The organism is Lysinibacillus sp. NPDC059133, from assembly GCF_042755925.1.
In the GTDB taxonomy this organism is placed as follows: Bacteria; Bacillota; Bacilli; order Bacillales_A; family Planococcaceae; genus Lysinibacillus.
Map to the genome: position 1 here is coordinate 71,868 of NZ_JBHZDH010000018.1, position 16,044 is coordinate 87,911.

Consider the following 16,044-nt stretch of genomic DNA (forward strand, 5'->3'; position numbering starts at 1 on the left):
TTTTAAGCCTCCTCTTTTGCAGTGTGCTCACGCATTGTACGCATTGCACATTGTGCTGCTTGCTGCTCGGCTTCTTTTTTTGATTTCCCACGACCAATACCTAGCTCCTGACCATTTAACAGTACGCTCGATACAAAGGTACGGTTATGTGCAGGACCCTTTTCATCAATAATTTCATAATGAAGAAGGCCGTTATTTGTTTGTTGTACCATTTCTTGCAATTGGCTTTTAAAATCCATCACATGCGAAAAAGCACCGACTTCTACTTTCGGGAATACGATTCGTTCTAAAAAAGACACAACCGTTTGTAAGCCTTGATCTAAATAAAGGGCGCCAACAAATGACTCAAATACATCTGCAAGTAGCGCTGGGCGTTCCCGTCCACCTGTTAATTCCTCACCTTTTCCGAGTAATACAAAGCGGCCAAAGCCTAATTCATTTGCAAAAATAACAAGTGATGGCTCACATACTATAGATGCTCGTAGCTTCGTCAGCTCACCTTCACTCATATGAGTGTATTTCTCAAAAAGGTATTTAGAAACAGACAGTTCAAGTACTGCGTCTCCTAAAAATTCAAGACGCTCATTATCCGTAAACAATTTACGGCGATGCTCATTCACATAAGATGAATGCGTGAATGCTTGATACAATAAATTTTTATTACTAAATGTGATAGTTAATTCATGCTGTAACAGCTCGAATTGATTGCGTACTTTTTCAGGAAGCACGCCAGATTTCTGCATAGTTCCTTTTCTTTTCATAGCCATTGAACAATCTGCCTTCCTAATAGTTTCTACCGTTTAAGTGTACCTTTTTCAAGGGATTTATGCAAAAGTATTTCGGCTTAAATACAATGTTTTGGAAATTAATTTTTTCCGAAATCAAAAAGAGGACGTTCATAGTTCGCTAAACGAACCATTTCGTCCCCTTTTTAAACATACCTCAGCATAGTATCTGCTCTTCACACTGAAGAAAAGCATGAGTAATTTCTGCCAAAGGCTTTAACTTTATTCAATCATAAACATTTATTGTATAATGACCGCATCCATGTCAGCACCAGTAGAGGTGATTAATCTCTGCTATATAAAGTTAAACGAATTAGTTTAATTTACTTTCGATGTATGAAATTGCAGAACCAACTGTTGAGATTTTTTCAGCATCTTCATCAGAAATTTCCATATCGAATTCGTCTTCAAGCTCCATTACAAGCTCAACTACGTCTAATGAGTCAGCACCTAAATCATCACGGAAAGAAGCTTCTAGAGTAACTTCACTTTCTTCAACACCTAAACGGTCCACGATTACTTTTGTTACGCGTTCTAATACTGTAGACAAAACATTCACCTCCCCTCAAATGATTATACAAAAAATCATTATCTATGACTAATTGAAATTACATTACCATACCGCCATCTATATGTAACGTTTGACCTGTCATATAGTTAGCATCCTCTGAAGCTAGAAAAGCTACGGCCTTTGCAATATCCTCAGGTTGTCCAAGTTTTGCTAGAGGAATTTGCGTAAGCATGCCTTGCTTTAGATCTTCTGGTAGTTGATCAGTCATTTCAGTCTCTATAAAGCCAGGTGCAATCGCATTTACTAAAATATTACGTGATGCTAATTCCTTAGCAGTCGTTTTAGTCAATCCAATAACCCCTGCTTTTGCAGCTACGTAATTAGCTTGCCCAGCATTACCAGCTACACCAACAATCGATGAAATATTAATGATACGCCCTGCACGTTGCTTCATCATTTGACGTGTTACTGCTTTCGTACAAAGGAAAACACCTTTTAGGTTCGTATCTAGCACATCGTCCCATTCATCTTCTTTCATACGCATTAACAAGTTATCACGCGTAATACCCGCATTATTCACTAAAATATCAAGCGAGCCGAATGTTTTCACCGCTGCATCCATTAATGCTGTAACTTCCTCTGTTTTTGAAACGCTTGCTTGTACGGCTATTGCCTCGCCGCCATTCTCTTGAATCGTCGCAACAACTTCTTCTGCTTTTGCCTGTGACCCGCTGTAGTTTACGACAACTTTAGCACCCTCATTAGCAAGCTTTAATGCAATAGATCGTCCTATTCCACGTGAAGCACCAGTTACAACAGCTACTTTACCCTCTAATTTACGCATTAATTGTCCACTCCTTCGCCGCTTCTAGTACAGCCTCTAATGATGTTTCATCATAAACACAGTATGTCGTTACTGAGCGATCGATTTTTTTCACTAATCCACTTAATACTTTGCCTGGTCCGCACTCAATAAAGACATCCACACCTTGCGAAATCATTTCACGCACAGATGCTTCCCATTGGACAGCGCTATATACTTGTTCTACTAGCTCCTGTTGAATAGCTGAAACATCCTCTAATTCTTTCGCCATTACATTGCCGATTACAGGGATTTGTGGAGCAGATAATGATAAATCAGCCAACGCTTCTTTTAATTTTTCAGATGATGGTCGCATTAACTCTGAATGGAATGGACCACTAACAACTAAAGGAATTGCTCGTTTTGCACCAGCTTCCTTTGCCGCTAAAGAAGCCTTTTCAACGCCTTCTTTTGTACCAGAAATAACGATTTGCCCTGGACAGTTTACATTCGCTACCTGAACTGGCTCACCTGCTGCAGATACTTTTTCAGTTACTTCATGCAGTGCCTCAAGCTCCATCCCTAGAATAGCTGCCATAGCACCTTGCCCTGCAGGTACAGCTTCATTCATATAAAGCCCACGCTTATGCACAACAGAAACTGCTTCCTCGAACGATAGCACACCAGCGATTACTAATGCACCGTATTCTCCAAGTGAATGTCCAGCTGCATAATTCGGCGTAATACCTGCTGCACGTAATTTTTCTGCAACCATCACACCAGTAGTTAAGAGTGCCGGCTGTGCATGGTAAGTCAATGTTAGCTCCTCAGCTGGTCCCTCTAACATAAGCTTAGATAGCTCAAAGCCAAGTGCTTGATTTGCACGTTCATAAAATGCTTTACTTGCTGCCGCATTCTCGATAAACTCTTGCCCCATCCCAACTACTTGAGAACCTTGGCCTGGAAAAATAAATGCTATTTTCGTCATTTTTTATTAATCCCCTTTTTAATCAATTATGCCTCGGCATAATTCCGTGTCATCCGCCGGAGGCTTTAGGCCAACATAATGTTTTTTGCGCGAAAGCGTAGTGCTAACGCAGCGTCAGCAGCAAATGTTTTCTGTGCGAAAGCGCAGTGCTAACGTAGCGTCAGCAGCAAATGTTTTCTGTGCGAAAGCGCAGTGCTAACGTAGCGTCAGCAACATGATGTTGGTCACTCAGTCGTGTGTTGTTGCTGTCGCTTCGCTTTCGCACAGATAAAACCGTGTTGCTGTCGCTTCGCTTTCGCACAGATAAATTGCCACAGGACGTGGCGTTCTTAGACTGAGTTCCTCTATTTCAGTGGGTGTTTGGACACCCGCTGAAAGAAGTTAATCAATTTCTAAGTGACGTACTGTTTCTGTAATCGTCGAGATGACTGTATGCTCAACCATCGTATTTGCTTGGCGAATTGCACTGTATATTGCTTTAGCATTGGATGAACCATGTGCTTTAATCACAGGTGCTTGTAAACCAAACAAACCTGCACCACCGTACTCTGTGTAGTCCATTTTGTTTTTTAGGTCACGCAAATTATTTTTCATAAGTACTGCCGAAATTTTCGTTTTTGTTGAAGACATAAACGCCTCTTTTAGCATTGAAAATAATGCGCCAGCTGTACCTTCTATCGATTTCAGCACCATATTACCTGTAAACCCATCCGTTACGACAACGTCCGCTACCCCTTCAAGTAAATCTCGAGCTTCAACGTTGCCGATAAAGTTTAAATCTGCTTCTTTTAATAATCCAAAAGCCGCCTTCGTTAATTCATTCCCTTTTTTATCCTCAGTACCGATATTCAACAAGCCGACACGTGGCTTTTGTAAGCCGCCTACCTTTTTTGCATAAATATCGCCCATAATCGCATATTGCAATAAATGCTCAGGTCGCGCGTCTGCATTCGCCCCTAAATCAAGCATTAAAAAGCCCTTACCATCTAAAGTAGGCAGTGTAGTGGCTAGAGCAGGTCTAGCAATCCCTTCAATACGTCCTACTTTAAATAAGCCTCCCGCCATTAAAGCACCTGTATTACCTGCTGAAAGACAAGCATCCGCCTTTCCTTCTTCAACGGCATCCATCATTCGCGCCATCGATGAATCCTTTTTACGACGAACAGCGCGTGCTGGATCGTCTGTTCCTTCGACAACTTCATCACAATGTACTACAGTTAATCGATCATGTATTTTTAAAAATGGTTCAAGCTTTTGCTGCTGACCATATAATTGAATTTCTAAATTTGGGATTTGCTCTAATGCTAATAAAGCACCTTCAACAACTGATTTTGGTGCGTTGTCTCCACCCATTCCATCAAGCGCTAATTTCATTGTTGTTCACCTTTACCTTTCGTGCGGTACATATCAAATTCACCAACAAAAACTGTTTCACCGTTAACAGTGGACGTTAACTCTACTTTTGTACGATGACTTTTTTCATCACGTCCGATAACGATTGCTTTTGTAATAACACGATCTCCAGCTCTAACAGGTTTCACAAAGGTAATGTTAGAATGTACTGTTAATGCTAGTTCGTCGTCAATAACTGCTACCGCTAATGAGTTTGCCTGCGCAAACAAATGATGTCCACGTGCGATGCCATTGCGCTGAAAAACATGTTCTTCTTTTACATCAAAAATAGATAATGCACGATTATCCAATTCAATATCAATTATTTCTCCGATCACTTCATCAATCGGTAGAGATTTCACTTCATTTTCATAGGTTTTCGAAGCAACATCTTTAATTCGTTCTCGTAATTCTGGAATCGCTAATTCCATACGATCTAAACGAATTGTTTGGACACTAACCTGAAACTGTGTTGCTAGCTGTTCATCTGTGACGAATGGATTATCAGCTATCGTTTCGGATAATAGTCGCTGTCGCTCTTTTTTCGTTCGTCTCAACATCATTCGCCACCTTTTTAGTTGTTATTAGCACTTGGTACTAATATCAGTATATAGAGTATAAAAAAAGAATGCAAGACTTGTTTTAAAAACAAGTGCTCACATTCCTAATGGAGCATCAATATTCAGTTAGTCGAATCGATCCCCTTGTAAAACACCTGAATTTTCAAGCATTTCACGTAAATATTTGTACTCATCATCATGCCAAAAAGCATCCGTCTTAAGCATATCTGTTGCATCTTTTCTCGCAGTTTCAAGTATTCGATAATCATGCACTAAATCCGCTACTTTAAAATCAGGCAAACCACTTTGTTTACGCCCAAAGAAATCACCCGGACCACGTAGTTCCAAATCCTTTTCAGCTAGGCGGAAGCCATCATTTGTTTCTGTCATCGACTGCATTCGCTCTTTACCTTCATCCGATTTAGGATCGGCTAGCAACACACAATATGACTGATGTTCACCTCGTCCAACACGCCCACGTAGCTGATGCAACTGAGCTAAGCCAAAGCGTTCAGCATCATAAATAATCATAAACGTTGCATTCGGCACGTTAACCCCAACTTCAACAACTGTTGTAGACACAAGCACATGAATAGTTCCTTCACTAAAGGCTCGCATAACAGCGTCTTTTTCATCCGCGGATAGGCGACCATGCATTAATCCGACATTGTAACGCCCATTAAAATATGCAGCAAGCTGTTCATAGATTTCTACAGCATTTTGTACATCCAGCTTGTCTGATTCCTCGATCAGAGGACAAATAGCATAAGCCTGTCTACCAGCAGCAAGTTCTAATTCTAGCTTTGACATAACAGAGCCAAATTGCTCTTTTTTCATCCAATGTGTTTCAATTTGCTTACGCCCGGCTGGCATTTCATCGATCATTGAAACATCCATTTCTCCGAATGCTGTAATCGCTAGTGTACGCGGTATTGGTGTCGCCGTCATAAAGAGCACATCTGGATTTTCTCCTTTATCACGCAATATTCTACGCTGCTCTACACCAAAACGATGCTGTTCATCTGTAATAACAAAACCAAGCTTGCAAAAAACAACATCAGGCTGAATTAGCGCATGTGTACCAATTAAAATATCTATATCTCCATTTGCCAGTTCTTCTAACAGTAAACGACGCTCCTTCGCTTTCGTTGATCCTGATAGTAAAGATACACGTACGCCAAACGGCTCAAACCATTCCACCAAATTTTCAGCATGCTGCTCAGCTAAAATTTCCGTCGGCGCCATTAATGCCCCCTGAAAACTAGCAGTTACGGCTGCGTATAAACATATTGCCGCAACAACGGTTTTCCCCGACCCTACATCACCTTGAAGTAAGCGGTTCATACGATGCGGCTCTTTCAAATCTTTGCAAATTTCATTAACGACGCGTTTTTGTGCACCTGTTAATTCATATGGTAACGATGCAATAAAGGCACGTATCTTTTGCAAATCAAACTGTATAACTGTCCCTTGCTCACTGTCCTTTCTAATTTTACGTAACGCTTGAATACGTAGTTGAAAGTTTAGTAACTCCTCATAAGCAAAGCGTCTTCTAGCCTGCTTCGCATGTCCTGCATCAATAGGGAAATGTATTCCCTCCAGCCCATCACGTATTGTAGCAAGCTTATAATCCGTTCGTAAGCTCTGTGGAACAGCATCAGGTATCTCAGCACCAAATTCATCGAGCACTTGACGCATATATTTACGAAAACGTTTTTGCGGAATCAAACCTTTTAAACTATAAACAGGTTCAAAGTCGACTTGATCTGTCTTAGGCCCAAACGTTACAGACGTTCCATTGATTACTTGTCTACCCCTGTCCCATTTCCCTGTAACGGTAATAATAGCTCCCGGTACAAGCTTCTGCTTCAAATAGCCTTGGTTAAAAAAAACAACCTTAACTAAATGTCGACCCGCTAGCACCGTGACTTGTAATCGTGTTTTATTGCGACCTAAAAACAAAACTGTCGGCTCACGTTCAACTTTACACTCAACAGTGACACGTTCATTATGTGGTGTTTGTGCCAAATCCTTTAAACGAAAATCCTCATGTCGATGCGGAAAAGTCCATAACAAATCCGCGATTGTCTCGATGCCTAATGCCTCTAAATGTCCTGCTGTTTCTTTCCCGATTCCCTTTAATTCAGTAACGGGACACGTTAAATCAGTCACCTTGCACGACAGCTCCTCCAATTTTTTTCACCACAAGTACTTTACCTACAGTCATTCGTTTCACCATACTATTTTTCAGCATTTGAGTTTTCCCCTTTCTTACGATTACTCTTAGCTTTCATAATATTGTTGTTCGCGTTTAACACTTTTGAATAATCCATGCTACGCATTTATATAGATTCTATTATCATTATATAACTTTTCATTTATATTGCCTCAAAAAAACACGCCTTCCACTTAGGAAAGCGTGCTTAGTATTTTTATTTTTGAAGTGATTTGATACTTTCTAAATTACCATTATCAAAAATGGCTTTGCTTATCGCTTTACCTGTTGGTGTTGCAGCAAGGCCTCCACGTGCAGTTTCTTTTAAATTCGGACTCATAGATTGTCCAATTCGATACATTGCACCAATCACTTCATCACACGGGATGCGACTTGTGACCCCTGCAAGTGCCATATCCGCTGCAACAAGTGAATTTGCCGCTCCCATAGCATTTCGCTTAACACAAGGAACCTCTACTAATCCAGCCACCGGGTCACAAACAAGCCCTAGCATATTTTTCAGTGTAATGGCAAATGCTTCTGAACATTGCTGCGGTGTACCACCAGCCATCTCTACAATCGCTGCCGCTGCCATACCAGCAGCTGAGCCAACCTCTGCTTGACAGCCGCCAGCAGCGCCTGAAATCGAAGCATTATTGGCAACAACGAAGCCGAAAGCACCCGATGTGAATAAATAACGAATCATTTGCTCACGTGTCGGATTCAGCTTATTCTTCACTGCAAACAGTGTCCCTGGTACAACTCCAGCTGAACCTGCAGTTGGGGTAGCACAAATAGTGCCCATAGCCGCATTAACTTCATTTGTTGCAACCGCTTTACTCACCGCGTCTAGTAATAAATCCCCCGACAATGATTTTCCTTGTGCAATGTAATTTTGAAGCAATACTGCGTCACCACCTGTTAAACCCGTTACAGATTTAACACCCTTCAAGCCTCTTTCAACAGCTTCCTCCATCACCGTTAAATTATTGTCCATTTGCTGTATAATTTCTTCTCTTGTGCGTCCAGTTATTAACATTTCCTGCTCTATCATAATTTCAGAAATTAGTTTTCCTTCTTGCTCCGCTCGTTCAACTAGTTCACGAACATTATGAAACAATACGTCCATATTGGGGCACCTCCTTAGTTATTAATTTTAGAAACTTTCGAAATATGTGGTATTAAAGAAATTTGTTGTAATACTTTTTCCTCGATGTTTTGATCGATTTCTATCACCATAAGGGCTGTTAAACCACGTTCAATACGAGAAACCTCCATATGCCCAATGTTGACTGCATGCATCGCCAAGCAATTTGCCACATTGGCAATACAGCCTGCACGATCATCATGGACAACAAGAATTGCTGGCATGCCTCCTGTTAAACGTAGCTTGAAGCCGTTCACCTCACTCACTTCAATTTTACCGCCACCGATAGAAATACCAACAACGGACATCTCTCCTTCATCATCGCCAATCACAAGGCGAGCTGTATTCGGATGCTCCATATTTGCTGTTTCTGGGATAAATTCATAGTCCAAGCCGGCCTTTTCTGCATCGGCAAAAGCTGTTTTAATTCGCTCATCGAATGTATCGTAATTTAATAGGCCCCCTATCAAAGCTACGTCTGTTCCATGTCCTTTATACGTTTCTGCAAACGAACCATATAAGTGTATTTTCGCCCACTTTGGTTGTCTTCCAAATAAATCTCTAGCTACACGACCAATTCGTGCGGCACCTGCCGTATGAGAAGAAGAAGGCCCAATCATCACTGGTCCAATAATATCAAATACTGAAGTAAACTTCATAATAACACCCCTCTATTCTATCTATATAATTTTTTTGATTTTTTACTTATATAATGCTTGATAGTTACTATAAAAGCAAAACATTTCTTTATCAACTTTCAGAAAATTTACACGACTATAATTTACACAATGGAAATATTGATTACCTTTGTCTACTCCAGATAAACAACGATTTCAAATTGCCGATATTCCAGCATTTTCAAATGCATCGTCCTCTGGATACGCACATCAAATCGTTTATTTTAGCGAATTTATATCTAATATATTCCCCTAGTCTCCTTGTACCATAAACAAAAGCAGTACACGTTGTGTGCACTGCTTTGTCTACTTATCCGCAAGTAGCATTGAATTATTCTGCTGAAATAATATATGGATATAATCCTTGTTTACCATTAAATAACTCTACTTCAACCTCTGGATAATTCTCTTCAATAAATTTTACTAATTCCGAGGCATTTTCTTCTGTTGTATCCTCACCATAGATGACTGTTACAATTTCTGCATCTTCATTCACTAAATCAGTAATTACCTTCTCAGCAGCATCTTTTAATGCTGGAGTAGATAATACAATTTTACCTTCTGCAAGAGCCATGAAATCGTCCTTATGAATGTCCACACCATCAATAGATGTATCTCGAACTGCATAGGTTACTTGACCTGTTTTAACATTTGCATAAGCTTCTGTCATTGTTGCTTGGTTCATTTCAACTGTCGCCTCTGGATTAAACGATAGAATCGCTGCCATACCTTGAGGGATTGTTTTCGTAGGAACTACAGCCGCTTCTATATCTAAAAGCTCTACCGCTTGTTCTGCTGCCATGACGATATTTTTGTTATTTGGTAAAATTAATACTTTTTCAGCACCAATTTCTTGTACCGCCTTCACAATATCTTCAGTTGAAGGGTTCATTGTTTGACCGCCTTCAATAACATAAGAGGCACCAATTGAACGAAGTAATTCAGCAACTCCCTCGCCCATTGCAATCGTTACAATTGCATATGGATGCTTTTCTGCTTTTTTGGCTGGAGAAGGTGCTTTATGATCCTCACCAACAATGGCAGAATGCTGTTCACGCATATTGTCGACCTTAATTTTAATAAGACTACCATATTTTTGACCCATTGCTAAAACAGAACCTGGCTGCTCAGAATGAATATGCACTTTTGCAATCTCTTCATCTGAAATAACAAGTAAAGAATCACCTAGAGGGTTTAATTCATTACGGAATTGTTCCTCGCTAAATGGCTCTTTTCCTTCTTCAAAACGTACCATGATTTCTGTACAATAACCAAACTCAATATCGATAGTATTCATGAAATCTTGTGCTCTATGATGCTCTGCATTAATTAAATCATCTAAAGTTGCTTCATTTTTCACCGGTAATGGCTCACCTTTTAAGGATGCTAAAAATCCTTCGTACACAAATAATAGACCCTGGCCACCACTATCTACAACACCTACTTCTTTTAGAACAGGTAAAAGCTCAGGTGTACGCTCTAACGAAGCCTGCGCTTCAGCAGTAAAGGCTTCCATCACTGCAATGATATCGGTTTCAGTTTCTGCCACTTCCACGCCTTTTTTCGCCGCTTCACGTGCAACTGTTAAAATTGTTCCTTCAACCGGCTTCATTACTGCTTTATAGGCAGTTTCAACGCCAGCTTGGAAAGCACCTGCTAAGCCCTTGGCATCAATTGTCGCTTCTTTTTCAATAAATTTACCAAAGCCACGGAATAACTGCGATAAAATAACGCCCGAATTCCCGCGTGCTCCCATAAGTAAACCTTTTGATAAAGCTTGAGCAGTTTTACCGATATGCTCTGAGACATATTGCTCCGTTTCCTTTGCGCCAGATGTCATCGATAAGTTCATATTCGTTCCTGTATCACCATCTGGTACTGGAAATACATTTAATGAATCAACATAATTTGCATTTTGGAATAGGTGATGGGCACCCATTTGCACCATTTCTGCAAACTTTATTCCGTCTAAAGACTGCATTCGATTTAGTTCCTCCTTAGTCATTCGCTACACGAACGCCCTGCACAAAGATATTGACAGATTTTACGCTCATACCTAATGTTTTATCCACTGTATATTTCACTTTCGATTGTACTTGATAAGCAACTTCCGAAATTTTTGTCCCGTAACTAACAATAATGTACATATCAATATGTAAATCGTCGTCCTGTTTTCGAATCACAACACCTTTTGCAAAGTTTTCTTTACGTAAAATATCAGTTAGACCATCACGAATTTGATGTTTAGATGCCATGCCAACAATACCGTAGCACTCTACAGCAGCGCCACCGGCTATTTGCGCAAGTACATCAGTTGAAATATCAATTTGGCCGAATTCATTGTTTAACTCAATTGACATAGAAATGCCCCCTTGGCTCTTTTTGACTAAATGATATTGTAACACTTTCGTTATACATTAAGCAACCTTAGAAGGCATGAAAGCGCACTGTATCAACGTTTTTCTGACATTATAAAGGTAAACATACATCTTCATCGAAATTTCCACTTTTACTGTAAAAGTTGTTACGACCGTTTTGCTTTGCTGTGTATAGTGCTTGATCGGCTAATTCACAGCATGTTTTTAATTGCTCGCTATTTGAAATTTTAGCATGACACATCCCGATGCTGACCGTAAGAATATCAGCTACTTTTGAATGCTCATGACGAATGTTTAAGTTGCGTACTTCCTCTAAAATTTCCTCACAAACATGCTCTGAAAACTTGGCGGCATGCTGGCTAACGATTACGAATTCTTCGCCTCCCCAACGTGCTGCAAATGCATTATACTTTTCTGCAATTTCATCTAAAAGAGCTGCCACTTTTATTAATGCTTCATCACCTTGTAAATGACCGTAAGTATCATTTAAATTTTTAAAGAAATCAATATCAATCATCATGACAGATAAAGATTTTGGTTTACTAAGTTGTTGCCCTATTTGTGTCAATTTATTATTAAAAGCTCGTCGATTGGGCAAATTTGTCAACGTGTCCCGAAGCGCTTGCTCTGATAGTTCATTATTTTTCTCAGCTAATAATTCCGACAATTTTTTGGATTTAATCATTTCTTCTTGTAATAAAATATGTTGTTTCGTCAATTGTCTTTGAACTTTATAAATATATCGCTGAATAACTAGCCCTATGGGAATAATAAGGGACATTGGTAAAAGTATTTTAATACTTTCACCCGATACCCCAACACTCAGATAAGCACTTATTAAAATGGGTGGTACTGTTATTAACATAATCCAAAAAATTTTCAGGAAAGGGATAGAAAAAATAACGCAAATCAATAAAAACAGCACTTCATAAAGAGCTGCATGTTTAAAGAAATAAACGTCCATTACGGTGATAACAGTAATTAATAACAATATAGTATAAATATAAGAGAGTAAGATAAATTCATATTTTCGTAAATTAAGAGTTGTAACCTGAATTCTCTTTTCTTTTACAAATAATAACACCGCTAAATCTATACAAAACAATATAGTGTGTATTGCTATATAAGCTGGCACCATCGCTCGTTCTGTTTTCGAAAAAAAGACCTCACCATAATGAATTATTGTAATGATGGCTGATACATACATTAATGTCCACGCTACTGTTCGCATACGTTTCAAATTAAATTGAATCATTTCTTTCCGTATAGAGAGAACTAGCTTTTCTTGATTTTCCATAACGTCCGCTCCTAATAAAACAATCTTGCAAATTCATTTCGCCATGGCGTAATTATTGCTGTCGCAACCGATTTCGCTAAAAAATGGCTGAATGAAGATAATTTGTGCTATTTTTATCGTCTAAACAATGAAAATTACAAGTAGTCTTTGCAAAATCATTAAAAAAGGAGTGGAATTAGCTCCACTTTTAGCCAAAGCTCAAAAAACAAAACTTCTATAGCAGGCATTTCACTCCGCTGCATAAAACATTCTCAAAAAAATAAAAAAGCTACTGCTTTATTTCAAAGATCAGCTTTCATGTTTTTTGTAAAACTATTGTGTCAATGAAATGAAGGTGCCCTAAAAATATGGTTTTGCTGCAAAGTGAGGGGTTGATTTTCGTTCCGGCCGGGCGCTTTCCGGGGGCGTCGGGGCAACAACTGGGTTTTTTTTGTGCGACAGTGAAGCGGCAGCAATCAATGTTTTCTGCGCGAAAACGAAGTGTCATCGCACCGTTACGGCAGAAGTGGCTCTAAAGATAATAAAGTTTTTAAAAATTTGCGTGGAAACTTTTATTTTCATACCCTCTTTCTGATTTCCTTATATAATAAAAGTATTGATAAATATTTCAATATTTATATACATAAGGAAATGGTGGTGCGCTAGGTTGTATTCTCATAAGCCAAAAGATTATGAGTGTCCATTTTGTCGTATTGTATCAGGTAAAGAAAAACAAAATAATGGTACAAAACAAAGAGACATTATTTATCAAGATAAACATGTAACAGCATTTATTGCGAGTAAATGGTGGCCAAACAATAAAGGACATGTTCTAGTTGTTCCGAACGAACATTTTGAAAATATATATGAACTTCCAGCAGAAATGGCTACTGAAATTCATCGTGTTGCTCAATTAGCAGCATTTGCAATGAAAAATACATACGGTTGTGATGGGATTTCTACTCGGCAGCATAATGAACCTGCAGGAAATCAAGATGTGTGGCATTATCATCTTCATGTATATCCAAGATTTGAAGGTGACAATCTTTACATGACGAAAGGTTACTACACAGAACCTGACGAACGACCTTTCTACGCGGAAAAGTTACGTTCATGGATACACAAAAATATTTAGGTCATTTAGTTTTAATTCAAACAAGGGGATAGGGTATGCTTTTCGTCTTCAAAAAAATTATATAAATTTATTATTCATAGAAGTCATAAAGTAAAAATAAAGACCACTTAAGTACCCATCTATCCATTATGCTGATAGATAGGTACTTTATTTTAACAAGCCTAATTAAAATACTATTTTATTTCTATACGCTACATACAATTATATTCATTTGAATTACTTTTTTAATTAAAATAAGCTTTTAATAAGCGTATCAATCATTACTGGCATTTCCTTAAATGCGCTATCCACATGTAGTCTTTCCGTCTTTTGATGAGCATCCTTCCCAAACGGTCCAACATTTAAAACAGGGCCCTGTAACGCGGACATGGCTTCAAACGGAATACTATACGTGTCTCCCCATACAGGTGTGTTGCGTTCGAATGCTATCCATTCATTAGAGTTATCCGAATAATTGACATAGCTCAAGTCACAAATTCCATTAAAATAGTGAATTTGCTCCACTTCAATATTAAATGTTTGGGCTGTTTTCTTCATCAATTCAATGGATTGAATAACAAGAGGATCATTGGATGAATTGATAGCCGGATAGTAAGGTGGTGCATATAGCAACACTGTCGCTGGTGATAGTTCCTGGCAACGAATCATTAGCTGATCCACGATGCGAATAGATTTCTCTCGATCATCCCATGTGCTATTTTCAAGAACTTGATTTTTTATTAAATTTACTTCCTCGGCGCCGAATTTATTAATCGCATACTCTAAAAGTGCCTCATAACGAAGTACTTTTACTTCACCTACGCCTTGTACCTTTTCTCGCTCACAAATCCGCTTATATTGTTCATTACAAGCTGACATTGCTTCCGATGCAACTTGTTCAAAAATATCCATTACTTGCGATGCTGTACGCTTTAATAAAAACACATTGTAAAGGGCTGCTGCACGATAGGGTGTTTGTGTAGAATACTCCATTTTCAAATCTTTTAATTGTAAGGATACTGGTAATGGTGTACTTTCACCAAGATCTGTTTCACGGAAAATCGGATTCCATTCCATATGCTGCGTCATATAGGAAGCAATAAAATTTGCGGTCATTCCTTTTAATGGCTCACCCACATGTGTCTCTTTTCCGTAAAATAAGGCAGCCGGCATAATTTTACCGATCGTTCCTGAATAAATATATTCATTGGTATCAGCTGGTCCTTGTGAAAAAGAAGGCTCACTATTTAAAAATAGTTTATAAGAGAGTCCGTGCTGTTCACGAAGTCTGACAAGCTCTACAACTGCTGCACGCATCCCAGCAGAATTCACTTCTTCGTCTGGCACAGCCGTTAAAATAAGATTGATGGGCCATTCTTCGATACTTGCCTTTTCAATCAACTGCATATGCAAAGCAAGCCCCATTTTCATATCCATCGTTCCACGACCAAATAAATAGTTGCCTGATTCTAAATCAAACCTTGCCGCTTCAGGTAAATCCTTTTTGTATTTAGGTTCCATTAGCTTTTTTGTCAGCTCTTCAGGGTAGAAGGCTAATGGTTCCAGCTCGCCATATTCTTCCGTATGGACCGTATCAAAATGACTAATTAACACAACCGTTTCTGTTGCAGATGGGTGCTTATACAAGGCAGTCACAGCATTGCGTTCAAGGCCCGCATCATGTAATTCAATAAATTCTGGGTTTTGCTGAAAATAAGAAAGCGTTTGCAATTTATTTTTTAATTTATAGGCAAATTCATGTTCACCTTTAGTTAATGTCCTACTTTCCGATACGAAAAACATATACATTTCTTAAAAAATGTAGACATCTCTACTGTGACACCACTTATATCTTCCGACTTTCGTATTTGTGTCTTCCTTATTCTCCGAGTCTGGTTTCGCATAAAGCTACTGCCATTTAGTATGACTCTCCAAAGGCTTAAATTCCGCAGTATCGTTGCGTACACATCTAAGGTTTAGTGTCAGTTAAATTCCCTAGATTGAGTAATTTGCTAAGTTAATGCTTGCGTTCAAATCTCTATCCAATTTTAATCCACAAGAGCAGATATTTAATTGTTCAACAGAGTCATATCTCGTACCGCCAGGGTAGGCATAAACTCGCCCTTTGTTTCCATTCTTCTCAGCGTTACAACATTTACACCAACACGTTTAGCAAATTTCCCAATGGACATTCATTCC

The 16,044-nt window shown here is 39.0% G+C and carries 14 protein-coding genes and 1 pseudogene; 1 reads left to right on the forward strand and 14 read right to left on the reverse strand.

Annotated elements, in window-relative coordinates; genetic code table 11:
• Nucleotides 1–2 precede the first annotated feature (2 nt).
• The 12 genes from rnc to ACFXN8_RS12185 form a co-directional block, all read right to left on the reverse strand.
• Nucleotides 3–767 (reverse strand): ribonuclease III, encoded by a 765-nt coding sequence (gene rnc, locus ACFXN8_RS12130; protein WP_386845322.1) that lies wholly within the window; start codon nt 765–767, stop codon nt 3–5.
• A 331-nt stretch (nt 768–1,098) separates the two neighbouring features.
• Complete coding sequence (gene acpP / locus ACFXN8_RS12135; protein ID WP_036124798.1) at nt 1,099–1,335, reverse strand: acyl carrier protein; 237 nt, start codon at nt 1,333–1,335, stop codon at nt 1,099–1,101.
• A gap of 58 nt (nt 1,336–1,393) precedes the next feature.
• Nucleotides 1,394–2,140, reverse strand: a complete 747-nt coding sequence (gene fabG, locus ACFXN8_RS12140; protein ID WP_376069052.1) for a 3-oxoacyl-[acyl-carrier-protein] reductase — start codon at nt 2,138–2,140, stop codon at nt 1,394–1,396.
• On the reverse strand, nt 2,133–3,086 hold the full coding sequence (fabD, locus tag ACFXN8_RS12145) for an ACP S-malonyltransferase (protein ID WP_386845325.1): 954 nt from the start codon (nt 3,084–3,086) through the stop codon (nt 2,133–2,135). The genes fabG and fabD overlap by 8 nt, the downstream gene beginning before the upstream one ends.
• 381 nt (nt 3,087–3,467) lie before the next feature.
• Complete coding sequence (plsX, locus tag ACFXN8_RS12150; protein WP_376069044.1) at nt 3,468–4,460, reverse strand: phosphate acyltransferase PlsX; 993 nt, start codon at nt 4,458–4,460, stop codon at nt 3,468–3,470.
• Nucleotides 4,457–5,035, reverse strand: a complete 579-nt coding sequence (gene fapR, locus ACFXN8_RS12155) for a transcription factor FapR (protein WP_049668746.1) — start codon at nt 5,033–5,035, stop codon at nt 4,457–4,459. Before fapR ends, plsX begins: the two co-directional genes overlap by 4 nt.
• A gap of 129 nt (nt 5,036–5,164) precedes the next feature.
• Entirely contained in the window at nt 5,165–7,210 is a 2,046-nt protein-coding gene (gene recG, locus ACFXN8_RS12160) for an ATP-dependent DNA helicase RecG (RefSeq protein ID WP_386845327.1), read from the reverse strand.
• A gap of 260 nt (nt 7,211–7,470) precedes the next feature.
• The gene (sdaAA, locus tag ACFXN8_RS12165) at nt 7,471–8,382 is read right to left on the reverse strand and encodes an L-serine ammonia-lyase, iron-sulfur-dependent, subunit alpha (protein ID WP_376069041.1); all 912 of its coding nucleotides are present in this window, start codon (nt 8,380–8,382) and stop codon (nt 7,471–7,473) included.
• A gap of 14 nt (nt 8,383–8,396) precedes the next feature.
• Nucleotides 8,397–9,059 (reverse strand): L-serine ammonia-lyase, iron-sulfur-dependent subunit beta, encoded by a 663-nt coding sequence (sdaAB, locus tag ACFXN8_RS12170; RefSeq protein WP_376069038.1) that lies wholly within the window; start codon nt 9,057–9,059, stop codon nt 8,397–8,399.
• 349 nt (nt 9,060–9,408) lie between these two features.
• The gene (locus ACFXN8_RS12175; RefSeq protein WP_386845330.1) at nt 9,409–11,058 is read right to left on the reverse strand and encodes a DAK2 domain-containing protein; all 1,650 of its coding nucleotides are present in this window, start codon (nt 11,056–11,058) and stop codon (nt 9,409–9,411) included.
• A gap of 16 nt (nt 11,059–11,074) precedes the next feature.
• Nucleotides 11,075–11,437 (reverse strand): Asp23/Gls24 family envelope stress response protein, encoded by a 363-nt coding sequence (locus ACFXN8_RS12180; protein WP_053594173.1) that lies wholly within the window; start codon nt 11,435–11,437, stop codon nt 11,075–11,077.
• Nucleotides 11,438–11,546: 109 nt separating this feature from the next.
• Complete coding sequence (locus ACFXN8_RS12185; RefSeq protein ID WP_386845332.1) at nt 11,547–12,752, reverse strand: GGDEF domain-containing protein; 1,206 nt, start codon at nt 12,750–12,752, stop codon at nt 11,547–11,549.
• A 646-nt stretch (nt 12,753–13,398) separates the two neighbouring features.
• On the opposite strand from ACFXN8_RS12185, the gene ACFXN8_RS12190 reads away from it, so the two are divergent.
• Nucleotides 13,399–13,866, forward strand: a complete 468-nt coding sequence (locus ACFXN8_RS12190; protein WP_376069030.1) for an HIT family protein — start codon at nt 13,399–13,401, stop codon at nt 13,864–13,866.
• Nucleotides 13,867–14,094: 228 nt separating this feature from the next.
• Here ACFXN8_RS12190 and ACFXN8_RS12195 read toward each other — a convergent pair whose 3' ends face one another.
• Together ACFXN8_RS12195 and ACFXN8_RS12200 are read right to left on the reverse strand one after the other, a co-directional pair.
• Nucleotides 14,095–15,648 carry a M20/M25/M40 family metallo-hydrolase gene (locus ACFXN8_RS12195; protein WP_386845335.1) on the reverse strand — a complete coding sequence of 518 codons (1,554 nt, stop codon included), beginning with the start codon at nt 15,646–15,648 and terminating at the stop codon, nt 14,095–14,097.
• Between the two features lie 267 nt (nt 15,649–15,915).
• Nucleotides 15,916–16,037, reverse strand: a pseudogene (locus ACFXN8_RS12200) (MerR family transcriptional regulator); the annotation flags it as partial.
• Nucleotides 16,038–16,044 lie beyond the last annotated feature (7 nt).